The sequence below is a fragment of the Acaryochloris marina MBIC11017 genome, assembly GCF_000018105.1.
GTDB lineage: Bacteria > Cyanobacteriota > Cyanobacteriia > Thermosynechococcales > Thermosynechococcaceae > Acaryochloris > Acaryochloris marina.
The window spans coordinates 3,666,402-3,692,993 of sequence record NC_009925.1 but is presented as its reverse complement, the minus strand read 5'-3'; the positions used below and the strand labels follow the sequence as shown (position 1 = coordinate 3,692,993).

Below are 26,592 nucleotides of genomic sequence, written 5' to 3'. Positions count from 1 at the left end.
AGATTACCCACATTCGTGTTTTTGGGCTCCAGAGGATCTGGATGTCCTTGTTTTAAGGAATTTTGAGGTGCACTCCTATGGCGACTTTGAGGGTTGATCAACGCGCAATTCGCATCGCAGCCCACTCTAGTTTGGGGATTGCGATCGCAATTCTCAGTACGGGTTTCAATCCCAGTCTGGCTCAAGACAGCTCAGTCGACGATATCCCTGAAGTTGATCCCGACACCAGCGGACGAGTCGATCCCGACAATCCAGATGCAGATATCCGCACTGACACTCCAGATATTACCTCCAGCACTCGCTTTTTCTGCCAATATACTAGCGGTGACTATACCGTCATGTATAACCCTAAAAGTCGTCCCAATGAAGCCTTTGCCTGGGCAGTACCCGCTGAAATGGGCGGCGGTTGGACCCCCGAACTGCGGTGTCAAGAAATTGCTCGACGCTTAGAAGAATATCGCCCAGACGGCTTGCTGGAACTCCAAACAGGCACTGAGAATGGCTACAACACCGTTTGTGCCACATCTGAAGCCGATCCCAGCTGCCGCATCGTGTTCACAGTTCCACCAGGACAAGATGCTACCAGCACGCGCAATGCCGTTTTTGATAATCTGACGGTTGCCAACAGTGGCCAAACCACTCAAGGCGTCAATACGTTTGTCGGCAATGGCGGCAACGATTCCCTGGGGCAAATCGTCAATATTGGTCGCTCTCTTTTTGGCAAACGGAATCGTTCCCAAAACGGTACCCAATTTACGGCAGGGATGAATCTCAGACCTCATCTCGACCCCGCAGATGGCGGCACCGGCAAAGCCTTCCGTAAAGGCGTTCCCATCACCAAACAACAGAATCGGACCCGCAATAGCAGCAAAGGATTAAAACTACAACCCGATCAATTCCGTTAGACTGCCCAAAATTGCTGTGGATTGAGGGAGAGTCTCCCTAAACCATTGGTCTCTCTTAATACTTGACCAGCCTTGGTAGAACTACCAAGGCTTTTTCGCTATAGCCTTCTTTTCCAGTTAGGATTTGAGAACGGCAAGGGGCTGGGAGTCCTACGGGGTCCGTCAGCATCATTCTTGCATAAAGTTTGATATACGCCATTGATTTTGATCCCATGACATCTGTGCAACCTGATCTTGCTCCTTGGGCCAGAGATACTGTGCTCCAATGGCTTAAAGAGAATGTCCCCGAGATCCGAATTCAACATATTCTGAGAGTCGAAGCCATGGCTCGAGACTTGGCTCAGCGACATCAGCTCGATCAAGAGCAAGCTGCCAGGGCCGGTCTGATGCATGATTTAGCCAAATATTTTCCGCCCGCACAACTCTTGGCCCTCGCCCAAAAGCACCAACTCCCCACCGATCCTGTGGATGAAGCTAATCCTCACTTGTTACATGCCCAAGTCAGCGCCCTAGTGGCTCAAGAAACCTTCGGTATTACGGATACTGAGATTCTAGCTGCCATCAGCAACCATACCCTTGGACAACCCCAGATGAGCGATTTAAGCTGCGTGGTCTTTCTGGCCGACAGCTTAGAACCAGGACGGGGCGATCGGCCCAAAGTCCAGGCAGCCCGAGAGATGAGTTACCAGGATCTTCACCATGCCGTCGCGCTCGTCTGTGACCTCACTCTGAAACACTTAGTGAAAACCCAACGCCTGATTCACCCCCGCATGGTGCTTACTCGCAACTGGGCATGGCTAGAACTTCAATCTTAAAATCACATCCAATTGAGGTTCAGCAATCTTGACATCCAACTCAAGTTTCCTAAGTTAAGGTGTAGAGGATAGCTCTATACATTTTCAAACTTTTGGTTTCTAATTCTTCTGGACAACCAACCATAAATACTCCCCTGTCACCTGCACAAGACTTAGCCCAAACCTTAGCGTTATGCTTGGCTGAAGCAGCCGATGACCGTAAAGGGGGCGACATTTTGGTGCTACAGGTCGCAGATGTTTCTTTTATCGCTGATTACTTTGTCATCGTCACTGGCTTTTCTCGCACCCAGGTGAGAGCAATTACAGAGTCTATGGAGAAAGCAGCTGAAGACCACTACCATAGGCTCCCGGTTCGTCAAGAAGGGAAAGCTGAAGGCACCTGGGTTTTGCTAGACTATGGCGACGTTATCTCCCATGTACTGATGCCAGAACAGCGGGAATACTATGATTTAGAAGCATTTTGGGGACATGCGGAGCGTCTACCTTTGCCCTTTCAATCTCCCTCTGAAGGATGATGGTTGTCTTTGCGATTAACAGTTGACAATCCACCCTAAAATTTTGAATACTAGATATTCGGCATACTTTTGTTCAGCTCGGATCAGGTCCATGCCCTAAATGCTGATGCTCAAGCAAAAACAGAGGATCAGATACCTGTACGGCTTATTGAGGCTCAAATCAAATGACTTTTGCAATTATCGAAACGGGTGGAAAACAGTTAAAAGTAGAACCCGGTCGATATTACGATGTTGATCGTCTAGCAGACGATCCAGATACCAAATTATCCCTCAACCAAGTCTTGCTCGTCCATGATGGCAATGAAGCCACGGTTGGCCAACCCTTAGTCAAAGGGGCGACCGTTGAAGTAACCGTGATGCAGCATCGCCGCGATCGCAAGATTATCGTCTACAAGATGCAGCCCAAAAAGAAAACCCGGAAGAAGCGGGGGCATCGTCAAGAACTCACCCGCTTAATGGTGGATGCAATTCATCTAGATGGTAAGGCTCTTGGGGCAGCAAGCACCAAAAAGACCAAGAAATCCAAAGCAAGCGACGAAGCAGTGGCTGTTGAAGCAGAAGTCGTTGCGGATTAGTTATTCCCAAGCAATTTCAAACCTTATCCCAAAGCATTCACGAGGACATTATGGCTCATAAGAAAGGAACCGGTAGTACCCGCAACGGACGGGACTCTAACGCTCAGCGTTTAGGGGTTAAGCGTTACGGCGGTGAAGTCGTCCGGGCAGGCAACATCATTATTCGTCAACGGGGCACTAAGGTTCATCCTGGTAATAATGTCGGTCGCGGTAGTGACGATACGTTATTTGCCACGATTGATGGCATTGTTACTTTTGAGCGCAAAGGTAAATCCCGCAAGAAAGTCAGCGTCTATCCTGCATAGAACTGCGCTTGATTAAAAGCACTTTTAGCATTGAATAAACGAGCTGCTAACTGTTCTGTAGCAGCTTGTTTTTGTATATCTGTGTTCAAGGCTCTCCTATCCTGGTAAGAAGCATGTTGTATCGACCTAGCCAGCCCTTGCCATAGGCAACATCCATGATTACACTTCTTACGGATTTTGGCCTAGAAGACGTTTATGTCGGCGTTATGAAAGGGGTTATCGCTGGCATTCATCCCCAGGCTCATGTCATTGATTTAACTCATCAAATCCCCCCTCAAAATATTGCCCTTGGCAGCTTCCAACTGGGCAATGCCTATCCACATTTCCCACCAGGTACGATTCATGTTGCCGTCGTTGATCCAGGCGTGGGCAGCCATCGACGAGCCATTGCGATCCAAATGCCTTCAGGCATACTGATTGGCCCTGACAATGGTCTATTTAGCCATGTTCTGCGGTATGAGGCTGCGATCGCAGCCGTAGAACTAACCAACAGCCAATATTGGTATTCCACCCAACCTAGCAATACCTTTCATGGCAGAGACATTTTCGCTCCAGCCGCTGCCTACTTAGCCAAAGGACTCTCTCTCCAGGTCCTGGGTCCCAAGGTACCCCTTTCGGCACTCACAGCCCTATCTAATATTTTTACCTGGCAACCCACCCCAAATGGGGGTACGGGCAATATTCAGGCTATCGACTATTTCGGCAATTTGATTACCAATATTCCTGCCAGCGAGGTCCAACACATTTCGTGGAGCCTACAGATTGATCAGCACCACATTCACAGTACGACCTCATACACGACGGAAGAAGCTTATCCCACCCTAAAAGCACTGGTTGGTAGTCATGGGTGGCTTGAAATCGCTCTTCCCAACGGCTCTGCTCATCACATCCTAAACAGCAAGATAGGAGAACCAGTAGAGCTACATCTCCATCCGTAAATTTTTTACCCTAGACCGTTCCCTCCATAACCCTCTTTTATCACTTTAGACAGATAAAAAATAGACTATTCTCAGTTTCTATTTTTCTAATGAGTGATGTCAGCTTCAAGAAGTCCAGAACCAACCATTGGCTTTGTTGATGAGTACTGCCAACTATTTGCAGAGTTATTTCCCCAAGTCCGCAGTTATGAAGCCTTCAAGCATCTCCATCTGGGGATGATTAGTGATATCAAACGTAAATCATTGCCCGCCATTGCAAGAGCAGTGGGCTTGGAGAACCATCAAAGCCTGCATCATTTTCTGAGTGAATCACCTTGGGTAGCGTCACATTTGTCTGACAAGAGATTGGACATCATCTTGAAAATACTGGATGGGCGCAGGTTAATTCTATTGATCGATGAGACGGGCGATTGCAAAAAAGGCAAGAGTACCGACTATGTGAAACGGCAGTATATCGGCAATGTGGGCAAGAAAGAGAATGGCATCGTCGCAGTCACTGCCTACGGGCTGTTTCAAGGGATGATTTTGCCTTTGTCCTTTGAAGTGTACAAACCCCGAGAACGTCTTAAAGAGGAGGATGAGTATCTCAGCAAACCCCAAATTGCTGCTGGAATGATCCGACAGTTGCAAGGGATGGGCTTTTGCTTTGAGCTCGTCCTGGCTGACAGCTTGTATGGGGAAGCTCAAACAAACTTTGTGAATGTCTTAGAGGAGTTAAAGCTGCCCTATATCCTAGCGATTCGTAGCAATCATGCGGTGTGGTTACCCGCAGAACAAGCAGTCTTTGCCGAACCGTGGCAGTCATTTGAACGAACCTTCAGCAATGGCACCACTGAAACTCGTTACAGGCAAGAGATCATTTATGGCCAGCGACACCACCAGAAGCGCTATTGGCTATTAACCACGGACCCCCAAACGCTACCAGAGAACTCAACCTCTTATGTCATGGCAGCGGCACCCGAGATCAAGCTGGATGAAATTGGGGATTGCTATGGCTTCAGAACTTGGATTGAGTATGGTCTCAAACAGTCTAAAGATACCTTGGGTTGGGCTGATTTTCGCATGACGCACTACGAACAAATTGAAAAGTGGTGGGAGATAGTGATGAGCGCTTTCTTGATGGTGAGTTTGTTCGCTGATGTCTTCAATGACTCTTGTCCAGTGGCACATCAACACTTTGCGCAGCATCCTTGGTGGGATAACCAAAACGGGTGGAAGAATCTGCTCAATAATGTGCGCTTGATCATTCAACCGTTAATCAGTTGGAATCTTCTAAAGCGCTGGTTAGAAGTCTTTCCCAGCCGTGCTTTGAAAAAGGGGTTTGAGCAACTCACATCAAAGATGGAGGCATTTTGCTGTCCACTGGTGAGGAAATTGCTCAAGCATCCTGATTTTCTCTCTGTCTAAAGTGATAAAAGAGGGATAAGACTCACAAACTTCCATCACAGACACCCGCTACAATGATCGATTAAGGCATCCCACCTGACTCATTCAACACCTTTGGATTCCACCCGCAGTAGCCAGGAGTTAACATATGTTTTCTTTCCTTGAAGCAACCTCAGACATTTATCAAGGCCACTTTGGGGAATTCACGATTTCTAAAGACGATCGAATAGAAGTCGTCATTTATCGTGGAGCAATGCTGCTAGCGGCTTCTAGCTTTGCCCTGGGCTCTATCCTATTTCTACTTTTAGGCCCTCAAGCTCATGTATTGTCATGGCTAACTGGCTTATTTATTTGTTTTGCAGTGGCAATCGGAGTGAGTTTAGCCACCATTCACATCTACATGAGTGCCTTACATCGAGCCCTACAAATCTTTTGGGCTATCGGCTTATCAGTTGCAGTCTATATTGCCATCACACAAACTTCCCCCCTCATTGCTAGCATTTATCAGCAGCCACTCCATCTATTTGGTGTTGGCTGGCTATTTGTTGCACTGACTGGGATTTTTTTTAAAGAAGCTTTTTGCTTCAATCATGGAGAGACCAAGCTGCTAACGGGTGTTGTCCCGATACTGCTATTAGGACATTGGTTGAACTGGCTACCTATCATAGGTGAAAAAGTCTTATTAGGTACTTGGGCAGTACTGTTTATGATTTTTGCATCTAGGAAAATCGTTAAACCCATTCCCCCAGATATCGGTGACAAAAGTGTATTTGAGTACCTGCACAACCAACAAAGGTCTACCCAACTAGAAACTAGCAACGACTAAAAACGCTATGAGTCAATCAACAGCCTGCATATATCATTAAATATTGATTTTGTCAAAAACATAAAGATAGATTGACAGATTTTGAAGAAACCTGGACAATCTATTTCTATCACTCAAATCCAGCATCTGACGCATACTACTATGTTTCTATAATCCTGCTTTGAACTGCACCAGTTGCAAATTCAACGTAGGCTTGATACAAGTAAGTGGCTCTTTTTTTATCAATTCCACTGTGAGGAGTTAAGAAACAAATGAAAATCAAACTAACTGCTTTAGCCGTTCTACTTGGCTTTTCCACCCTTTTAGGTGCCTGCTCAGATAGTGCATCTGAGTCTCCCAGCCCCGAAGCTTCTCCCGAAGCAGAGGCTTCCCCTGAAGCTTCTCCTGCTGAGTAAGCAATAGCGGTTTAAGTCAGCGTTGCTCTGTAGTCTTGTTATCGCTTACCGTATCTTAATGTCCTACGATACAGATTGAAGTGATCCTAGCAAGCAAATTGACTCAAACAGCTAAGAAATAAACTTCACTCAGAATTCTAGCAATTGGACAGTGACAATATCTTAAGTAAAAATTTAAGAAAACGAATTCTTAAATTGCTGCTAGATATCAACGCTGTCCGATTAGTGATTTCAAATACTTGACAAAAAGACGCTAGAATTTCTGGATGCTAGCGTCTTTTTAGTTAAAGAAACTTACCCACTCTGCACATCACTCCACAAGACTTGATGCCTATCCACTATTGGATAGGGACTTCTCCCAACAACTGTTAAACTCCAGCTGTCGCACATATTAAATATTATTCCCACTCATCCAAACATGGTGAGAATCAGTATACGTTTGAAGTCCAGAGACTAACAAATCCTACTTCTAGATTGACCCTCAAGAAAGATGAAGTCGATAGAACTTGGTCAAAATAAGTTGAGTTTGTCTATATAGAGATAGAGACCCCAATATGATTGCATCGAAGTCTTTTTACCTCATTAAAACCTAACTTTTCAACCAGATAGATCCTCTCTTTTTGAGTCGTCAATTTAGATCGAACTAAGAGATTCACACTTAAGTATCATTGAAATATCATTAAAAATGATTTGGCATTTATAACAGACTAAAGTATTTAACTTAAATGCGATCAAATCATGGAATTGAAATAGCAACAACGCACAATATGTTTATCGTAAACTAGCAGTACTTGCCAACCTCAACTCAACTTCCTTTTACTACGCACGTATAGCTTTAAATTGACTAGGATTATCTAAAAAAATAAATCCTGATGGAGTATAAACGAGCCTTATCAATACTGTAGTATTTACAGGCCCTTCAAATCTCAAGTCAATCTAGTTTCTGAGGTGCTCTTTAACTCTTTACAAAAACTAATATGGCTTGGTTAAAAGATGTTCTAGATATATCTTCAACCATCCTGCAGTTGTTTTGCTGAGAAAAGGTTGTCTTTTGAACTGTATTGATATGAACACCCTATGCATTTAATTTCACCTCGATTACCTGGCCTATTTTCTGCACTGACAGCCTCCATGCAGTAGATCCAAAGATTATATTGCGATGAGAAAAATAATTAAGAATCCAGTATAATTTTTATGAACTTTTATATTTTGACAAAGAATAGCTTTTTACTAACAACAGCCACAAAAACACACGCAAAGAAACCCATCGCTTTATTATTCAGTCTACTAAAGTAGCACCGAGACTTCTCCCCTTAAGGTTTACCTCAATGATCGATAGGTTAGGAAATTACTGCCTGCATCTCAGAAATCGTCACTTTTTACTTGTTGATATTATTGCCTTTACATTTATCCCACTGTTTGCTTTGAGCTTGCGCTTAGATAGTGCGCTGGGATTTATCCTGACTTTCGAACGATACCAAGCTGACTTATTGCTAGCCACCTTGCTATTTATGGTGATTAAACTCACTGTTTTCCTGTCAGGTGGTTTTTATAAGCACTACTGGCGTTATGCAAGCATTGATGAGTTGAGCAATGTTGCTGTGCTCACAGGCTCATCAGTTATTTTGCAAACTTTAGCATTTGCAGTGCTAAAATCCCTTTCCATTTTGTCCTTGCCACGATCCTTGCCGTTTTTGGATGGTCTGCTCACACTACTCATTATTGGCGGTATTCGGTTTAGTGTTCGGGCAATAGAACGGAGAAAGCGTCAACTTGAAACCTCTGAACGCAGAGACTTAAGGAAAAGAGCATTAGTTGTAGGGGCAGGTAATGCAGGTGTTGCTCTTGTACAAGAGCTGGAACGGAGTCCCCATATTGGTTTACTGCCTATCGCTTTTGTCGATGACAACCCTGCAAAATTAAATTTGCGCATCCGGGGATTACCCGTCGTTGGTAATCGGAATGTCATTCCAGATACGATTAAATCTTGGCATATTCAGACCGTGATTATTGCCATGCCTTCTTTATCAGGCCAGAGCCTACGAGATATTGTTGCACTATGTCAAATGACTGGCGTTGAGACCTTAACCTTACCAGCGTTACAAGATGTCTTAGTCGGTCAGCAAGATTTACAAAACAGCATTCGGGAAGTGCAGATTGAAGATCTGCTTCGTCGTGAACCTATCCAGACAGATATACAAGGTGTTCGTCAGCTTCTTAAAGGCCGCCGGGTATTGGTGACTGGAGCTGGTGGATCGATTGGTAGCGAACTCTGTCGACAAATCTTTCGTTGTGCACCAGCAGAACTTATTCTGCTGGGTCATGGAGAAAACTCTGTATTCCAGATACAACAAGAACTTCTCCAATATCAGAATCATAATGGTGTTGCCAGTTCTGATGTATCCGTTCCTATACTTAGACCTTTCATTGCAGATCTAAGACATCCCTCTCGCTTACGGTTTGCCTTTGAAGAGTACCAACCAGAAGTCGTATTCCATGCAGCAGCCCACAAGCATGTCCCTTTAATGGAAAATAATGCGCCTGAAGCTGTCACCAATAATGTTCTAGGCACCAAAGCATTAACTGATTTGGCCGTTGAATTTGGGGTACAACATTTTGTCATGATTTCTACGGACAAAGCTGTTAACCCTACCAATGTAATGGGAGCTAGCAAGCGTATTGCCGAAATGATTGTGCTAAAAGCAGCGCAAACTAGCGGACTCCCATTTGTCGTTGTTCGATTTGGCAATGTTCTGGGTAGTCGAGGCAGTGTGATTCCTACATTCAAACGACAGATTGCTGCAGGTGGACCGGTCACAGTGACTCATCCAGAGATATGCCGGTATTTTATGACCATCCCAGAAGCAGTGCAATTAGTCCTACAAGCAGTGGTGATGAGCCCTGGCGGGGAGATATTGATGCTGAATATGGGGGAGCCTGTAAAAATTGTGGATTTAGCGAAGGATCTCATTTGCTTATCGGGTTACCAAGTTGGCAAAGATATAGAAATTGCTTATACCGGGTTACGGCCCGGCGAAAAGCTATTTGAAGAGTTGTTCCTGCCAGATGAAGAATATCAAAAGACTGGGCATGAGAAGTTGCTGGTCGTCAAAAATGCTAGTCAAAATATTCCTAGTCAGCTATTGCAACATGTTGCTGATTTACTGCAATCTGCATCCATTAACGATTCCATGGAAATTCGGTCTTTACTTCAGAAGCTAGTACCTGGATATCAGACCAAGACGCCTGTCTCGCCTCGTTAACGATATTTTTGTAGATACCAGCTAATCTACTGGCTAGTCACAAGAGGTGTAGAGTGCATCAGCCACAGGGAACTTATGAGATTACGAGACGTTCATGACGATACAAGCATGTAGCTTGACCATGCTTTCTACTTCGAGTCCTTAGACATACGAAATATATGCTGCTTAGCGGTCACATCAGTTACAACCTCGCCAATATGACGTTGAGAAGACTTGCCACAGAGCATATATCAATCTCGTTATTGTGATATAAACACTTGAATGAGCATCTGCCTAGACTTATTAAGTCAATGAGTTCCTTCTAGAGTCCTTTCCCCATTGTGTCTGATTCATCTAATTTGTTTAATCACTTAAAAGCAAAAATTCTTGATCGTACAGCAGTTGTTGGAGTAATCGGCCTCGGGTATGTAGGATTACCATTTGCTGTCGAAAAGGCCAAAGTGGGATTTCATGTGATTGGAGTGGAGCAGAATCCCGATCGTGCCGATGCTGTAAATGCAGCTCAAAATTACATTCATGATGTTGATTCTGATGAGTTAGCAGCAGTAGTTGCCAACGGTAAGCTCAAGGCTATCTGTGGGTTTGATCAGGTCTCGCACATGGATGTATTGGTGATTTGCGTACCAACACCATTATCCAAAAATATGACTCCAAACCTCTCTTATATCGAGAGCGTGACCCAGGGGATAGCACCAGAATTGCGTTCCGGTCAATTGATTACCCTTGAATCAACGACTTACCCTGGTACAACGGATGAAGTGATTAAACCTGTGTTGGAGTCTAGCGGCTTAACGCAAGGTAAAGATTTTTTCTTAGGCCACTCTCCTGAACGGGTTGATCCTGGTAATCAGCGTTACACCACTAAGAATACCAATAAGGTTGTTGGTGCATCTGACCCTGTCTCCCTAGAAATCGCTACCCTTTTTTATCAGCAAACCATTGATCACGTCGTTCCCGTCAGCAGCGCTAAAGCTGCTGAGCTAGTTAAGGTTTTTGAGAATACCTTTAGGGCAGTCAATATTGCTCTAGTCAACGAGTTAGCCATGCTATGTGATCGCATGGATCTGAATGTCTGGGAAGTACTGGATGCCGCTAACACCAAGCCTTTTGGGATTATGCCTTTCTATCCTGGGCCAGGGGTTGGCGGGCACTGCATTCCCATTGATCCACATTATCTAGAGTGGAAAGCTAAGGAGTTCAATTTTGAAACTCATTTTATTGCTTTAGCAGGAGAGATCAATCGGCGGATGCCCGAATTCGTCAGAGAAAAAACGCTACGAACCCTGAACCAGATAGGTATAGCCCCATCAAAAGCGAAAGTGCTGGTCATGGGAGTTGCTTATAAAAAAGACTTAGGAGATTGGCGTGAATCTCCTTCTATTGACATCGTTAAGCTACTATTACGCGATCACGTGAGCTTGGATTATTATGATCCTTTTGTGCCAATAATTACGATTGAAGGGCATCAGATGCAATCCGTTGATTTCGGGAACACAACCTTAAGTCAATATGATCTAGTCATTATTGCCACAGACCATTCCGCCGTTGACTATGCTCACTTAGTAGAACAGTCAACGGCAATACTAGATACTCGTGGGATTACCCGAAAATTATCAGACGCACAATCTACCTCATATCAATCTAAAATTACACTGCTCTAGATCCATTTAGAATTCGTCAGTCTCTCTATGAAACAAGTTGTTGTCGTCGGCGCAGGAAACTGGGGTAAGAACCTCGTCAAGAATTTTCATGAACTCAATGCTTTAGCAGGAGTGGCTGAAATGAGTTCAGATTTGCGTCAGGCGGTAGCCAATAGCTATCCAGATCTTCAGGTGTATGCTGATTATCGCGATGTTTTAAATACCGACATTTCGGCCATTGTCATTGCAACACCAGCACCGACCCATTATTCATTGGCAAAAGCAGCTTTAGCTGCCGGTAAAGATGTATTTATCGAAAAACCAATGACCTTAAACACACAAGATGCGATCGCATTGGCGAAATATGCCGATCAACACGATCTCATTTTGATGGTGGGACATTTATTGCTGTATCAACCTGCGATCGCATGGATGAGAGACTATCTCTCTACTGGAAAAGCAGGTAAAGTCCTCCATGTTATGGCCCAACGAGCCAAGTTGGGAAGAGTCCGTGCAGAAGAAAATGTATGGTGGTCCTTTGCCCCCCATGACGTCTCCGTTGTTCTCGATCTACTGGGCAACCCGACGCTCAAATCCATCCAAGCCAGCGGTCATGCCATACTTCAGCCGGATGTTGAAGATAATGTGCATGTTGATTTGGTCTTTGAGAATGGCCAAACCGCTCATATTCATGCGTCTTGGTATCACCCTTTACTACAGCGATGCACCACTATCCTGGCAGAACAGCAAATGCTGGTTTATGACGAAGTCACCCAACAAGTCACCGTTTACGAAAAATCCATTGATACCAATCTTCAAAATACAGATACAGGGTCCTGGCTCGCTAACGTAGCGACAACACAGCCCCTTAAGTTAGAGTGCGAACATTTCCTTGAATGTTTGAAAACACGCCAACAGCCCCGATCGAATGGTTGGAATGGAGTTGCCGTAGTTGACATTTTAGAAAAGGCCCAGGAGGCAATGCGTGGGTGAGTCAAATAGAAAGCAACGAGACTATTTTATTCATGAATCTTCCTATGTCGATGAAGGTGCAAAGATTGGTACAGGGACTAAAATTTGGCATTTTTGTCATATTTATGGCAAAACCCTAATCGGCCAAAACTGTGTTTTAGGTCAAAATGTGACTGTTGCGAACAATGTCATCATCGGCAATCAATGCAAAATTCAGAATAATGTCTCCCTGTATGAAGGTGTCATCTTAGAAGACTATGTCTTTTGTGGCCCCAGTATGGTGTTTACCAACGTTAAAACACCTCGGTGTGAATTTCCACGTAATACCAGTGCTGACTACCATAAAACCTGGATCAAACGCGGCGCTAGTATAGGTGCCAATGCCACTATTGTCTGTGGAGTAACCTTACACGAAGGTGCGTTCGTTGCTGCTGGAGCAGTGGTTACTAAGGATGTTCCTGCCTACGGCATGGTTGCTGGTGTTCCAGCCCGTCTCGTAGGTTGGATGAGTGCCTATGGAGATATTTTAGAATTCGACAACACTGGCTATGCTGTAGACTCAGCAGGTAACCAATATCAAAAAGTCACTGAAATAGAAGTCCGCAAACTTTAGTACCCAGGCATGAAAATTCCGATTCTTGATCTCAAACCCCAATATGCCAGCATCAAAACCGACATCCATACTGCTCTTGATCGGGTCCTGGAATCTGGCGCTTTCATTATGGGACCGGAAGTCAAACAGTTTGAGCAAGAAGTGGCCGCTTACCTCGGGGTCCAACATGCAATTGGTGTCAACTCAGGCACCGATGCTTTAGTCATTGGCCTTAAAGCATCTGGGATAGGGCCAGAAGATGAGGTCATTACGACTCCCTTCTCGTTTTTTGCTACAGCAGAATCGATCAGTAATGTAGGGGCCAAACCGATATTTGTGGATATTGATCCCCAAACATTTAACCTAAATGCTGATCACATTGAAGCTCAAATTACCCCAAAGACTAAGGCCATTTTACCCGTACATTTATATGGTCATCCAGCGGCTATGGCGACCATTATAAAAGTTGCCCAAAAATATAATCTAAAAGTGATTGAGGATTGTGCCCAGGCATTTGGAGCACACTATAGGAGTGATGAAGACAACAATGAGTCAGCCAACGACCCATTAAAAGTTGGCCACCTCCGCGATCAAGCAGTAGGAACGATAGGAGATGTTGGGGCCTTTTCATTTTTCCCATCTAAGAATTTAGGGGCTTATGGTGACGGAGGTCTCATCACCACAAATGACGATGCCATTGCAGAGACCGCTAAGATGCTCCGCGTCCATGGGGCGTTGAAGAAGTATCACAATGAGGTATTAGGATATAACTCTCGTCTTGATGCTATTCAAGCGGCTATTTTGAGGGTCAAATTGCAGCATATCGACGGTTGGAATAGAGGACGTCGCCAAGTTGCCCAAAGTTACAATGACGGTTTAGCAAATTTACCTGGGATTGTGACACCACAGGTTGTTAAAGGACATGTATTCCACCAATATACAGTTCGCGTCTTAGATGGGAAGCGTGATGCGCTCAAGCAGTATCTAGCAGACCATGATATAGGGTCGATGATCTATTACCCCGTCCCTCAAGATCAGCTACCTGTTTATCTGGGCCAGTACGATACGCTGGAAGTGAGTAGTCAATATACCCAAGAAGTCTTAAGTCTACCGATTTGGCCAGAGCTTCAGCCTGATACTCAAAACATCATCATAAAAACTATCCAAAAATTCTACTTTGGGTAAGTCATCAAAAACCAGGCGAGAATTTTGCTGAAGCGTAGTCAGAAACTCACGAACATACCCTTCTTCCGTAATGTCTTCACATTGATGACAGGCACTGCTTTAGCACAAGCCATTCCAGTCGTTTTGTCGCCAGTTCTAACCCGAGTCTACTCGCCAGAAACATTTGGTGGGCTAGCCCTCTTCATGTCTATCTCAATTATCATGGCCATCCCAGCTACTGGCCGGTATGAGCAGTCCATCATCTTACCTGAAGAAGATGGCGATGCTCTCAATATTGTTGTGCTATGCATTAGTCTTGCTGCAACTTTTTGTATATTTCTTTGGTTATTTTTTTATGGGTTTAGTGGTCCAATTGCTACCATTGTTAGCCTAAAAAACTTAAATACTTACTTACGTCTTTTACCAATTTCAATATTTTTACTAGCTGCTTATCAATCAACATACTATTGGTTTAATCGCGTTAAATCATATAGAATTATTACCTTCAATAAGGTGACATTATCTTTGGCTGTAGTAACCACTCAGCTGGCTCTTTATAAGGTATCTGATGTTGGTTTAGTGATTGGCTATGTATTCGGGCAGTTTATTGGGGTTATATATGCTGTCTATCAAATGCTGGCCTTCCTACTTAAGCATCCAGGACTAGTCGATATCAATCTTAAGCGCATTAAGCAACAAGCTCAACGTCATATCAAATTCCCGAAATTCTTGTTGCTCGGGCACATGATGAATGCGGTCTCTGGGAATATGCCCATTATGCTATTTCAAAGTCTTTACGGCCCTGCATTTTCGGGCTTTTATTCACTAACGTTTCGAGTCATAGCGCTGCCGATGGCCCTGCTTGGTAATGCAATTAGTGATGTTTTTCGCGAAGCAGCCTCTAAGCAGTACATCGCTAAAGGGGAGTGCAGTCAACTTTTTTTAAAGACATTCAAGTACCTCCTGCTAATCGCTGTTATACCTTTTGCTGTTTTTCTAATTGCAAGTCCTTACTTGTTTACTTTATTTTTTGGTCAAGCATGGGTTCAATCTGGTGTTTATGCGCGTCTGCTGTCACCAATGCTGTTTTGCCAATTTATTACGATCCCTCTTTGCTCAATGTTTATTATTGCCGAAAAGCAAGAGTTAGATCTAGTATGGCAAATCGTTAGGTTTTTCCTTTCAATTAGCTCAATCTGGGTAGGATATACCATCTTTCAGAGTGATGAATCATCAGTGTTACTATTTTCGATAGCATTTTGTGTTTTGTATTTGGTGAGCGGCGTCATGAGCTATTCCTTTAGCTGCTCAAATCGCAACACTTTAGATGCAGGTTAATTCAGGTACAGAGTAGTGTGATGCGCTATATACAAACTCTAGCCCGAGGTATCTCCAGGCAATCAATCGCAAAATTTAGACTTAAATTATTTCGACCTTTTTTGGCTCAGAAATATATTGACTATGACTCTGAAGACTTTGTTGAAGGCTTAGAGAGAATTGGGATTCTCCCTGGAGATCCTCTATTCTTGATGTGTTCTCAAGATCAAATCTATTTAAAGACCGGCAAGTTAGTTCCCGTGCAATCTATGCTCAAAGATCTCATGGCTTATTTAGGAGAAGAAAGCACAGTAATGGCATTATGCTTTCCTGTAGGCCGCGATCAAATATCAGCAAAAAAAAAGATATTTAATGCCAAGAAAACAGCGACTGAGTCCGGTATGCTAGCTGAAATACTTCGCAGGAAGAAAGGTTCCGTGCGCAGCCTAAATCCTATTTTTAGTGCTGTTTCTTATGGTCGAAAAGCCCATCTATTCTCTGATAGTCACCATTTATGTCCTTATCCTTTTGGTCCTTTGTCACCTTACTATCAGATGATGAGTGCTGGGGGGAAATATTTGGGGATTGGCGTTGGCTTTGAAGCATTTACACCATGTCATATGATTGAAGACCACTTCAAAAAAAGGTTTAAGCACACAATCTATTATGAAGAGCCTGAAGAATTCACAGTGCAGTCATCTGATGGGTGTGAGCAGCAAGTCAGTACATTCATGCGAAACCCTGAAACTTTCCCTAAAGGTGGGTATGACCCTATTTATTATTTTAACTTGCTAGATATCTCCAACTCACAAACATTAACTCGATCTGGAGTTAAGCTCTTCACATTTAAAATTCAAGATTTTTTTGATGCTGCAGTTCATATTTATGAGTCTAAAAGAGTTACTGTTTGGGATACAGGTTCATTAATTTTTAATTTATCAAAAGCGACAAAGCAACTACTGCGCAAAGCATTGAAATCCTGAACAGAGTAAAAGACGTATAGCTTTTTTATATTTATAACCTCAGACTCAATAGCCCATCATCTAACCATATTCTATTTATTTTAGTATTGATAAATAAGGGATTCTACATGCACTCAACAAGACCTTTGTCGATCTCCGTGATTGATGAGCTTATTCAAGAAATTTTGAGAATAAATAAACTCCAAAGCAATTTCCTGGCAGACGCAGTTCAAACTCTGTCGAAAAGTGACATTCAACTTTTTAGCCAATACCTTAATTATTGTCTGGATCAGCAATTAACATTAGGGTACTTAGCTAAATGCTATGACTTAATTGTCAAAGATACTTTTACGCAACAGCTCTACTTCAAGCGCCACGGGCACTATAAGCATTCGTCTTATGCTGAAGTTGAGTCTTTGGTTTATCGCAATGCAGACTATATGAGCATGTATATGTATGGCTTAGCCATCACGACTTTTTTATGGCCTAATCATGCTCAAATGAAACAGTTTTTTAAGGAGATGTTACCTAAGACGCAGTCTGGACGATATTTGGAAATTGGTCCAGGACATGGCTTTCACATGATGGAAGCCATGCAACATTCACAGTATGATCAGTTCTTGGGAATCGACATTAGTCCTACAAGCGTGTTGCTGACTCAAAAAATTCTTTCTAGCCACTATTTTGGTCAATTCGAGAATTACGATATCAAAGAGTGTGACTTTTTAACGTGGGAGCCCAGTGATCAATATGATGCAGTAGTCATGGGAGAAGTACTGGAGCATGTAGAGCAACCTCAACAATTTCTGCAGAAGATTGCTGCACTGACCCACGGTAACTCACATATTCATGTGACAACCTGTATTAATTCTCCCGCTATTGACCATATCTACTTGTTTAAGCACGCTCAGGATATTGCCAATATGGTTAAAGCTAGTGGTTTATATATCAAGCATCAATTGTTGATTCCATACCAATCAACGACTTTGGCGACATCTGAACAGGACAAGCTGCCGATTAATATCGCTCTTATTCTGGGCAAGGTTGATGCTTAGCTCTAACCCGTTTGGATTGGATTTCCATCATTTTGGCCTGGCTGTTCGGAAGCCACAAAAAGCCATCCACTTCTTGAACGATCTGAATTATCAGATTGGTCCTGAAACATATGATGAGTTGCAGAATGTCAACTTAAGGATGGGTGAGCATTCATCTATGCCTGATGTGGAGTTGATCTACCCAGCTGATTCACCGGGGCCTCTCGATCAATGGCTATCCGAGCAGCCTCAGATCATTTACCATCTCTGTTATGTCAGTGCGAATGTGGAACAGACTGTAGATCAACTTCGTCATAAACATCGCATAATCACGATTTCTCCCCCTAAGCCTGCAATTTTATTCAATTTTCAGAAGGTGTCTTTCTATCAGATACATGGGTTTGGCCTGGTTGAAATTCTGGAATGTACAGCGAAAAGATAATGTTGACCTTTTCTGAGATTCAGGATGTTCTGAATCAGATATCGGCGGAAAATCAACCCGAGCTGGGTATTTCGGTTCTGCGAAATATTACTGTTGAGCCCATAGAGCCGTATCTTACCTATTTTGCTTATCAAATGGGATTCTCTGCCCAGGTGCAGTGGGGAGGGTACGATTGCAGCATTCAAGATGCGCTTGAAGACAATCCACAACTGTTCAGTAGTCAAACAGATTGTGTTCTCGTTTTTCTGAAATTAGAAGTTTTATCTACTCAATTAGCCCAATGTTTTCCCACCTTAACGGCGGCGGAGGTTGATGCAGAATGTGATCGAATTCTAGAGTATGCTCAAACGATTATCCAAGGAATTCGTCGTCAAACCACAGCCATGATCTTATGGATGGGTTTTGAGCGTCCACTTTATCCCAGTTGGGGTATTCTTGACCTGCAAAGGCAGACAGGGCAAACCGCAACTATACAAGGGTTAAATGCTGCCATACAAAGTATCTTGCTCAAGCAAGAGAATAGTTATTTCGTTGATTTAGATTTACCCCTTGCCCGCATCGGCAGCCATCATTACTTTGATAATCGCTATTGGCATATCGGTCGATCACCCTATACCAGACAAGCATTATGCGAGATAGCGACTGAAGTATTTAAATATATTCGGGCCTTAAAAGGACAAAACAAAAAATGTCTAGTCCTCGACTGTGATAACACCCTATGGGGAGGCGTGATTGGTGAAGATGGTCTCGCCGGTATCAAATTAAGCGCTAATTCTTATCCTGGTTCTAGTTTCTACGAATTTCAGCAAGAAATTCTGACCCTTTACCATCAAGGGATTTTGATTGCCTTGTGTAGCAAGAACAATGAAGCCGAAGTATGGGATGTATTTCATAATCATCCTGACATGGTCTTACAAGAATCTCATATTACCTGTGCCCAAATTAATTGGGATGACAAAGCCCAAAACCTCTGTCACATCGCAGAAGAGTTAAACATAGGACTTGATAGCTTAGTATTTGTGGACGATAGCGAATTTGAAGTCAATCTTGTCCGACAACTGCTTCCTGAGATAGAAACCATCCACCTACCCAGTAAACGGTCAACAGACTACCGTCTAATGTTAGCGAGCTGTGGTTGGTTTGACATGCTAGCCCTCACCCAAGAAGACTTAAACCGTGGCGCCATGTACTCTGCGGCCCGGCAGCGCACCCAAGCTCAACAACAGTTTACGAGCATTGCCCAATACCATGAATCCTTAAAAATGGTTGCTGAGATCTCTTTTGCTGATGAGTTCTCAGTGCCACGGATAGCACAGTTGACTCAAAAAACGAATCAATTTAACTTGACGACCCAACGATATTCTGAAGCGGATATTGCAGATTTTATCAGTTGCTCAACGTCAGATGTTTTATACCTACAGTTGAAAGACAAATTTGGCGTCTACGGTATTGTCGGGGTTTGTATTGTTAACTATCAAGATGACCATGCGGTGATTGATTCGCTGTTGCTGTCTTGCCGAGTGCTAGGCAGACATGTTGAAGAGGCATTTTTGCGTGAGATTCTCAAACTCGCATCATATCGAGAGTGTCAGACTATTGAGGGACAGTACAAACCTACACCCAAGAATATGCAAGTCCAATCATTTTATTGCGATCGCAATTTCACTGAACAGGCTGCTGGACGGTATTATTTAGACCTTGCCTATTCCCAAGACGTGCCCACAAGCCGTTTTGTTGGAGAAATTATCTCTCAGGTAACTAAAGGAGACTAATACCTATGCCTGCAACAAATCAAGAACGAGTTATTCAAGTCATCTCCAATATCCTCAATATCCCGACAGATAAGCTCACTCTAGACTCTTCGCCAGCATCCATTGAACAATGGGAATCTATGAAGCATATCAACTTAGTTCTAGCCATTGAAGAGGAGTTTGATGTTCAGTTTGATGATGAACAAATCGCTGAATTACAGTCTGTAAAATCAATTATTACAGCAGTTGAAAACACTAGTGCATGAACTGTATCAGCATACCCAGTAACAGATCCAAGGCCAGTCGTGTCTAAACCAACACTGCAAATTGAGATGCCTGATTCATATTGGGCAGAACGGAGATATATAGTTCGAGTCATTTTTGAAGAATTTCTAGGGCTTCAAATTCAAATCACAAAACACTCCCAATCTAATGTGATCATTACGGCTAGTGATCATCGGCAGTTAATCATTGCAGACACCCTTTTCTCGACACCAAAACACTTATGGCTAACGCAAACCTCCTTGCCAGCTCACCCCCTCAAGATATGGAAGTTCAGCACTACGAACTTAGAAGCACAGTTAGTTCACCCGAATATTCCTGTCATTTTTGGCGATAATCCACATAACCCCGACTTCGTATCTCAAAGAGAAAATCAAATTTATTTGGGGTTAGATATATTGGGATCTGCCTTTTTTATGTTGACGCGTTATGAAGAAGTGGTTAAAACCGAGCGCGATTCGCTAGATCGGTTTCCAGTCTCGGCCTCTTTGGCTTATCAAGAAAACTTTATAATGCGACCAATTGTTAATGAATACATCGAAATCCTCTGGACATATCTGTTGGTTCTGTGGCCAAGGCTTACAAGAAGACACCATCATTTTCAAACTTACGTCAGTCATGATGTGGATGAGCCATTTCGCTATGTTTTCTCTGGGCCAAATAGATTGCTCAGACGCTGTCTGGGAGATGTAGTCCGTCGTAAGAGTTTAATAACAGCAGCAAACAGTATAAAGTCTTGGCTTGAAGTAAAGCAGGGAAATCTAATAGCTGATCCCTGCAACACTTTTGATTTTATTATGCAGGTCAGCGAAACACAGGGACTTAAAAGCACTTTCTACTTTATTGCAGATCACACCTGTCACCCCATTGATGGAGACTACAACTTAGATCATCCATTGATGCGCGATTTGCTTGCCAAGATTAAGAATCGAGGGCATGAACTAGGACTTCATTCCAGCTTCAACACTTATAAAGATAGCAAGCAAACTCGAAAAGAGTTTGAGGCCTTGCTAGCCGCTTGTGCGCAAGAAGATATTCACCAAGATATTTGGGGTGCACGTCAACATTGCCTTAGGTGGTCTACACCAATAACTTGGCAGAATCTAGCGGAAGCTAGATTAACCTATGATTCAACACTAACTTTCCCAGAACACGTGGGATTCCGATGTGGAGTTTGCTTCGACTTTCCAGTATTTAATCTCATTTCAAGGCAATGTCTAAGTTTGTTCGAGCGTCCACTAATTATCATGGACTCAACCATACTGGAGTACAACTATATGAACTTAAACTTATCTAATGGAGAAGCCTTGAAGACAATTAAAGGAATAAAAGACATCTGTCGATTATTCGAAGGGAACTTCACCTTGCTTTGGCATAATAGTCGACTATCAACACAACAAGAAAAAGCTATTTATCAGCAGGTTATTCGCGCCTAAATATATCAGTCAATTTATTCATTAATCTTAATTATTCACTAAAAAAGCATTATGGGCATAGGAAACATTACTTTTCTAATAGGATGGTACATATTCTTATTTATAATAGGTATCTTACTTGAAAAATTAACCTGCTGTTTCTCTAGATTAAGTATATTTACAGTATTTTTCTATGCTTTCTTTATCAAGCATGGAATAATGATTCCTTTTACAATAGATATTAATTATGAGCAAATAGGCTTGGATTTGCCAGAAGCAGTCTTGCTAAGATGGACTGCTTCTTTAATGCTAATGTATATCAGTTTTATAATTGGTATCATAATTTCCCGACCCTTTTTTGGAAAACGAAAGCTCAGTCGAAAAGCATATAAAGAGGCAATAGCAAACTTATCCACACGAAAAGCAAGTGATTTGAGAAGTATTTTTCCACTTTTTGCTTTTAGCATATCTACACTAACCTTTGTTGTATTATGGAGAACTGATTTTCTCACTTATTTATTTTCTGGAAATTTTTCTGGCGAAGCCTATAAAGCAGCAAGGCTTGCTTATGGAGAAAGCGTAAGTAGTTTTAACGGTATATTATTGAGAGTAGCTAACACTCTTAAATTCACTGCACTACCACTATGTACTTATATCTTGTTTTTCATGAGAAAGAAAAGCAAAAGATACACGTTTCTATTTATATACTTATTAAGTATTACCTTATTACTAAATTTGATATCAGGACAAAAAGGTGGAATCGTCTTAATTCTATTGGGCACCTTTTTTTGTTGGCTGCTTGCATCTGGAAATATCACGATTTCCCTTGCTAGCAAGATTGGGAAACGTTCCGCTTTAGCCGTCATGTTTTTAGTATTTTTTCTACTTCCTTTTCAGTATTGGATTCAATATCCTAGTATTAATTATCAAGTCGCTTTAATGGCAGTTGTCAATCGCTTAAGCGGTGAAGTGACAAGAACCTTACAACTACACTTTCATGTGTATCCAGATATATTTCCACATTTATATGGTGCTAGTTCTTCCTTTATGAATATATTTACAGGTAGTGATTTTATTCATGATCCAGGACGTGTTATACGAGGCTATATTGCTTTTGGTGATATATATGATGCCACTGGATCTTGGAATGCTGCATTTATTGGTACTGCCTGGGCTGACTTTAGCTACTTTGGAGTAGTGCTCCAATCACTGTTAGTAGTTTTCCTGCTATCGTACTACCATCAATGGTTTGTAAAGTCTCAAAAAACCCCTATGGTTCTGGGTACATATGTTTCATTATCAATGTCAACTTTCTTTCTCTCAGAGGGGAACTTGCTGACAACATTATTTTCTTTTGGTCTAGGACTAAACTTCTTGATCTACTTGATAATGCGTAAGTCTCGCTTAGTAAGAAGCAAGAAGACACAACCTACTCTTGCTTCACAAAGATAGTTTAAGAGCAGGTAGAACATATAGTAAACATATGAGACTTACACTCTTTTGGAGCTTCTATCAGGGCTATTTAGAATCTTTTTATGAGTCCCACCCTCAATTAGAGGAAAGAACGTATCAATATCAGGTAAATTTACTTTTATCTGACTACTTTGGCTGGCCTCCAGCATTAGCTAAAAAGCTAGAATGTTTAGGGTATGAGGTGCAAATTTTAATCGTCAATGCTGAACCACTCCAGTACAAATGGGCTGAAGAAAATGGTTTTCATTTCACGAAAAACTGGCAGTATGAAATAGCTTATGAGCAAGTCAGGCAGTTTCAGCCAGAGATTCTTTGGATTGGCTCAATGTTTAATTTTTATGGCGATTATTTACAAACTCTGAGACAAATTTGCCGTAAAGTTTTTGCATGGATCGCATGTCCAATATCTCCATCTTTAAACTTATCGGGTATTGATTGTGTCTTAACTTCACATATAAATTTCCGAGATAGTTTTAGACGACAAGGGCAGGCAAGTGAACGTCTTTTTCCTGCTTTTGAGCCTAATATCCTTAATCTCTTAGATAATGTTAAATCAGATATAGACTGTAGTTTTATTGGAAATTTGACTTGGGCACATCTCAAACGTATTCAAGTACTTAAGCAACTGTCTAAACAAACTCCTATTAGAATTTGGGGAAATCGTCCAACTCTATTATCAAAAGGTTTATTAAAGAAGGGATATATACGTACTTTGTTGGAAGCGAATTCTTTGCGTACCAATATCCAATCAAGTATTTGGGGAATGGAAATGTATAGAATCCTGGCCCGCTCATGTATGACAGTTAATGTCCATGGAGAAGTTGCTGGAGGTATTGCAGGCAATATACGAATGTTTGAAGCTACAGGAGTTGGGACGTTGTTAATAACTGAAAATTCACCTAACATTCGAGAGCTTTTTGACCCTAACAAAGAGGTTGTAGTATACGACACCATTAATGATTTGGTAGATAAAATCAATTACTATATTCAATATCCTAGACAGGCATTAAAGATTGCTAAAGCAGGACAACTAAAAACTTTAGAGTCTCATACTACTTCTTATCGCAGTGAGCAACTTGCTAAAATTTTCAATTTATATATTAGCAAGTAGGTAAATTGGTTTTAAAAATCTTTATTTCAAATATTTTATATGATAATAAATATATTTATAGATTAAGGTTTCAAGCATGTTGATCTTTTTAAAGAGTCTACCATACATAGTTTTACAGGCTCTCTATAAAGTGATAGGACTTATAAAAAGCATGCATTATCGTTCTATTGCCACTATTGATTGCAATGCCAAGATATTTCATACTGCAAAAGTCATTAATATACGAGGAGATAAATTAGCAATCAACATAGGTTCAAAGACTCATTTACTTGGCGAATTGCTTACATTTGGACATGCAGGACATATTCAAGTAGGTGAAGATTGTTATGTTGGAGAGAATTCTCGAATATGGTCGGCTAACAAAGTAGAAATAGGTAATCGTGTACTGATTTCACACAATGTCAATATCCATGATACTGACGGACATCCATTAAATAAGCAGCTGAGATATGATCATTTTCTGGAAATAGTAACAAATGGACATCCTAAAAGTGAACTAGAAATTCCTTCATCTGCTATACAAATTCATAATGATGTTTGGATTGGGTTTAATGCTACTGTTTTAAAGGGTGTTACAATTGGTGAAGGTGCAGTTATAGGAGCTGCTTCCGTTGTGACTAAAGATGTCCCACCTCATTCGATATATGCTGGCAACCCAGCATGTTTTATTCGTTGGATTTGATGAATGAAACTTTCAAAATTCTTCCAAAGACTTTACTCAGCAGCTGATGAGTTAGCAACATTAGTAGATCGTATTGAACGCCTTCAAGAGGCAGTGGGAAGATTGGAAATGCGACAGCTAGATCGAATAAAGTCTAGGGATTTACATGACTATGAATTTCAAGTCTTCTCTCAATGGGGAGAAGATGGAATTCTCCAGTTTTTGATCAATAATATATCAATAAAAAACCGGATATTTGTAGAGTTCGGCGTAGGCGATTATTCAGAATCGAATACTCGTTTTATGTTAAAAAATCGCAACTGGTCTGGCTTAATAATTGATGGCTCCGAGAAGAATATTCAAAAAATAAGACAAAGTGACTTACCCTGGAAATATGACTTGAGAACCGAACATTCTTTCATTACTAGAAATAACATTAACCAGCTTATTTCTAGTAATGACATACATGGAGATATTGGAATCCTCTCAATTGATATTGATGGGAATGACTATTGGGTGTGGCAATCCATTGAAAGTATCAAGCCTAGAATTGTCATATGCGAATACAACAGTCTTTTTGGGTACAAATATGCTGTAACAACTCCATATGATCCAGATTTCATGATACATAAAGCTCACTTTTCTGGATTGTACTGGGGTGCTTCGATTACTGCCTTTCATGTCTTAGCTAAGCAAAAAGGATACTCGTTAGTCGGTTCTAATTCAGAAGGCAATAATATCTTTTTTGTTAGAGATGATGTCTTAGGCGATCTTCCAGCCTATACTCCTGAAGAAGCTTATGTGAAATCAAAGTTTCGAATTTCACGTTCTCGTACTGGTGAACTATCTTTTCTTGATTTTGAAGCAGGGTTAGAAGTCATGAAGGATATGCCTTTGTATGATGTCAACACTGATAGCCTAATTAAAGTACGTGATCTTACAGCCGTTGAGGTTGATGGATGATGCAAGTTGAACAAAACAGATGTCTAACGTGGGAAGAGGCTGTTCAATATCTCCTATCTAACCCTGAACAACAGGAGTTGGTTAAAGCTTGTTACTATGATGCTCCTTTAGTGGATGCAGCCAATCGATATTGGTGTAGTGAGGAATGGCATGCCATTAATGAGTTGCTTCCTACTACCGTTGGATCAGCACTCGACATTGGAGCTGGTAATGGCATTGCGAGCTATGCTCTGGCCAAAGAAGGATGGCAAGTTCATTCATTAGAACCTGACCCTAGTAACCTAGTCGGTGTCGGTGCCATCTATCATCTTGCAAAAACTGCAGAGTTACCGATTCAAGTAACACAAGAATTTGGAGAGACGCTTCCTTTTCCAGACCAATCATTTGAGTTAGTCTTCGCCCGTCAAGTTCTGCATCATGCCCAAGATCTACAAGAACTTTGCAAAGAAATCAACCGGGTATTAAAGCCAGGTGGTAAGTTTATTGCTGTCCGCGATCATGTCATTTCATCCAAAGAAGATTTACCAAGATTTCTTGAATCTCATCCTTTGCATCACTTATACGGAGGTGAGAATGCTTTTTTGTCTACAGAATACATCAACGCACTACAACAAGCAGGCTTGAGAATCGATCATGTTTTGAAATCATTCGATAGTAAGATTAACTATGCACCCTTAACGCCTGCTAACATGCAGGCAAAATTTGGCCAACGCCTCCGTCCATTACCAGGAAGTAAATCTCTAGCTTATCTCATATTTAACTCAATTACTTTTCCTATATTATTACGACTGCTTTCGACGTTTGATAATCGCCCAGGTCGATTATATAGTTTTATCTGTAGTAAGCCTTTATAGTACATAAAATCTTACTTCAGTAGCTTGCTACAAAAC

General features: G+C 41.9%; 25 protein-coding genes and 1 pseudogene. All 26 read left to right on the top strand.

All coding sequences use genetic code 11. From position 1 onward, the window contains the following. Nucleotides 1–77 precede the first annotated feature (77 nt). The 26 genes and pseudogenes from AM1_RS16485 (at nucleotide 78) to AM1_RS16365 (ending at nucleotide 26,556) form a co-directional block, all read left to right on the top strand. Complete coding sequence (locus AM1_RS16485) at nucleotides 78–905, top strand: COP23 domain-containing protein (protein WP_012164016.1); 828 nt, start codon at nucleotides 78–80, stop codon at nucleotides 903–905. Nucleotides 906–1,117: 212 nt separating this feature from the next. Next, entirely contained in the window at nucleotides 1,118–1,720 is a 603-nt protein-coding gene (yqeK, locus tag AM1_RS16480) for a bis(5'-nucleosyl)-tetraphosphatase (symmetrical) YqeK (RefSeq protein ID WP_012164014.1), read from the top strand. A gap of 92 nt (nucleotides 1,721–1,812) precedes the next feature. After that, on the top strand, nucleotides 1,813–2,235 hold the full coding sequence (gene rsfS / locus AM1_RS16475) for a ribosome silencing factor (RefSeq protein ID WP_012164013.1): 423 nt from the start codon (nucleotides 1,813–1,815) through the stop codon (nucleotides 2,233–2,235). 164 nt (nucleotides 2,236–2,399) lie between these two features. After that, a complete protein-coding gene (gene rplU / locus AM1_RS16470) occupies nucleotides 2,400–2,810 on the top strand; it encodes a 50S ribosomal protein L21 (protein ID WP_012164012.1) in 411 nt (136 codons plus the stop codon). Between the two features lie 50 nt (nucleotides 2,811–2,860). Further along, entirely contained in the window at nucleotides 2,861–3,115 is a 255-nt protein-coding gene (gene rpmA / locus AM1_RS16465) for a 50S ribosomal protein L27 (protein WP_010476817.1), read from the top strand. A 155-nt stretch (nucleotides 3,116–3,270) separates the two neighbouring features. Then, the gene (locus AM1_RS16460) at nucleotides 3,271–4,053 is read left to right on the top strand and encodes an SAM hydrolase/SAM-dependent halogenase family protein (RefSeq protein WP_012164011.1); all 783 of its coding nucleotides are present in this window, start codon (nucleotides 3,271–3,273) and stop codon (nucleotides 4,051–4,053) included. 96 nt (nucleotides 4,054–4,149) lie between these two features. Beyond that, on the top strand, nucleotides 4,150–5,460 hold the full coding sequence (locus AM1_RS16455) for an IS701-like element ISAcma8 family transposase (protein WP_012160919.1): 1,311 nt from the start codon (nucleotides 4,150–4,152) through the stop codon (nucleotides 5,458–5,460). A gap of 127 nt (nucleotides 5,461–5,587) precedes the next feature. Continuing rightward, the gene (locus AM1_RS16450) at nucleotides 5,588–6,265 is read left to right on the top strand and encodes a DUF2301 domain-containing membrane protein (protein ID WP_012164010.1); all 678 of its coding nucleotides are present in this window, start codon (nucleotides 5,588–5,590) and stop codon (nucleotides 6,263–6,265) included. 251 nt (nucleotides 6,266–6,516) lie between these two features. Then, nucleotides 6,517–6,660, top strand: a complete 144-nt coding sequence (locus tag AM1_RS42200) for a hypothetical protein (protein ID WP_010476813.1) — start codon at nucleotides 6,517–6,519, stop codon at nucleotides 6,658–6,660. A 1,328-nt stretch (nucleotides 6,661–7,988) separates the two neighbouring features. Next, nucleotides 7,989–9,923, top strand: a complete 1,935-nt coding sequence (locus AM1_RS16445) for a polysaccharide biosynthesis protein (RefSeq protein WP_041659908.1) — start codon at nucleotides 7,989–7,991, stop codon at nucleotides 9,921–9,923. 320 nt (nucleotides 9,924–10,243) lie between these two features. Beyond that, on the top strand, nucleotides 10,244–11,584 hold the full coding sequence (locus AM1_RS16440; protein WP_012164008.1) for a nucleotide sugar dehydrogenase: 1,341 nt from the start codon (nucleotides 10,244–10,246) through the stop codon (nucleotides 11,582–11,584). A gap of 27 nt (nucleotides 11,585–11,611) precedes the next feature. Beyond that, nucleotides 11,612–12,556, top strand: a complete 945-nt coding sequence (locus AM1_RS16435; RefSeq protein ID WP_012164007.1) for a Gfo/Idh/MocA family protein — start codon at nucleotides 11,612–11,614, stop codon at nucleotides 12,554–12,556. Beyond that, on the top strand, nucleotides 12,549–13,148 hold the full coding sequence (locus tag AM1_RS16430) for an acyltransferase (RefSeq protein WP_012164006.1): 600 nt from the start codon (nucleotides 12,549–12,551) through the stop codon (nucleotides 13,146–13,148). Before AM1_RS16435 ends, AM1_RS16430 begins: the two co-directional genes overlap by 8 nt. Nucleotides 13,149–13,157: 9 nt before the next feature. After that, entirely contained in the window at nucleotides 13,158–14,312 is a 1,155-nt protein-coding gene (locus AM1_RS16425; protein WP_012164005.1) for a DegT/DnrJ/EryC1/StrS family aminotransferase, read from the top strand. 24 nt (nucleotides 14,313–14,336) lie between these two features. Further along, entirely contained in the window at nucleotides 14,337–15,629 is a 1,293-nt protein-coding gene (locus AM1_RS16420) for a lipopolysaccharide biosynthesis protein (protein WP_012164004.1), read from the top strand. A gap of 20 nt (nucleotides 15,630–15,649) precedes the next feature. Next, entirely contained in the window at nucleotides 15,650–16,591 is a 942-nt protein-coding gene (locus AM1_RS16415) for an AAC(3) family N-acetyltransferase (protein WP_012164003.1), read from the top strand. 107 nt (nucleotides 16,592–16,698) lie between these two features. After that, nucleotides 16,699–17,625: a class I SAM-dependent methyltransferase gene (locus AM1_RS16410; RefSeq protein ID WP_012164002.1), complete on the top strand. Its 927-nt coding sequence runs from the start codon at nucleotides 16,699–16,701 to the stop codon at nucleotides 17,623–17,625. Further along, on the top strand, nucleotides 17,618–18,046 hold the full coding sequence (locus AM1_RS16405; protein ID WP_012164001.1) for a VOC family protein: 429 nt from the start codon (nucleotides 17,618–17,620) through the stop codon (nucleotides 18,044–18,046). Before AM1_RS16410 ends, AM1_RS16405 begins: the two co-directional genes overlap by 8 nt. Further along, entirely contained in the window at nucleotides 18,046–19,818 is a 1,773-nt protein-coding gene (locus AM1_RS16400; RefSeq protein WP_041659907.1) for an HAD-IIIC family phosphatase, read from the top strand. Before AM1_RS16405 ends, AM1_RS16400 begins: the two co-directional genes overlap by 1 nt. 5 nt (nucleotides 19,819–19,823) lie before the next feature. Continuing rightward, nucleotides 19,824–20,063: an acyl carrier protein gene (locus AM1_RS16395; RefSeq protein ID WP_012163999.1), complete on the top strand. Its 240-nt coding sequence runs from the start codon at nucleotides 19,824–19,826 to the stop codon at nucleotides 20,061–20,063. A gap of 39 nt (nucleotides 20,064–20,102) precedes the next feature. Then, a complete protein-coding gene (locus AM1_RS16390; RefSeq protein ID WP_202947625.1) occupies nucleotides 20,103–21,515 on the top strand; it encodes a polysaccharide deacetylase family protein in 1,413 nt (470 codons plus the stop codon). A 51-nt stretch (nucleotides 21,516–21,566) separates the two neighbouring features. Continuing rightward, entirely contained in the window at nucleotides 21,567–22,946 is a 1,380-nt protein-coding gene (locus tag AM1_RS16385) for an oligosaccharide repeat unit polymerase (protein ID WP_012163997.1), read from the top strand. 31 nt (nucleotides 22,947–22,977) lie between these two features. Continuing rightward, complete coding sequence (locus AM1_RS16380) at nucleotides 22,978–24,078, top strand: glycosyltransferase family protein (protein WP_012163996.1); 1,101 nt, start codon at nucleotides 22,978–22,980, stop codon at nucleotides 24,076–24,078. Between the two features lie 523 nt (nucleotides 24,079–24,601). Then, nucleotides 24,602–24,736 (top strand): annotated as a pseudogene (locus AM1_RS44450) (DapH/DapD/GlmU-related protein); the annotation flags it as partial. A 27-nt stretch (nucleotides 24,737–24,763) separates the two neighbouring features. Next, complete coding sequence (locus AM1_RS16370) at nucleotides 24,764–25,702, top strand: hypothetical protein (RefSeq protein WP_012163995.1); 939 nt, start codon at nucleotides 24,764–24,766, stop codon at nucleotides 25,700–25,702. Continuing rightward, nucleotides 25,702–26,556, top strand: coding sequence for a class I SAM-dependent methyltransferase (locus tag AM1_RS16365; RefSeq protein ID WP_012163994.1), 855 nt, complete (start codon nucleotides 25,702–25,704; stop codon nucleotides 26,554–26,556). Before AM1_RS16370 ends, AM1_RS16365 begins: the two co-directional genes overlap by 1 nt. Nucleotides 26,557–26,592 lie beyond the last annotated feature (36 nt).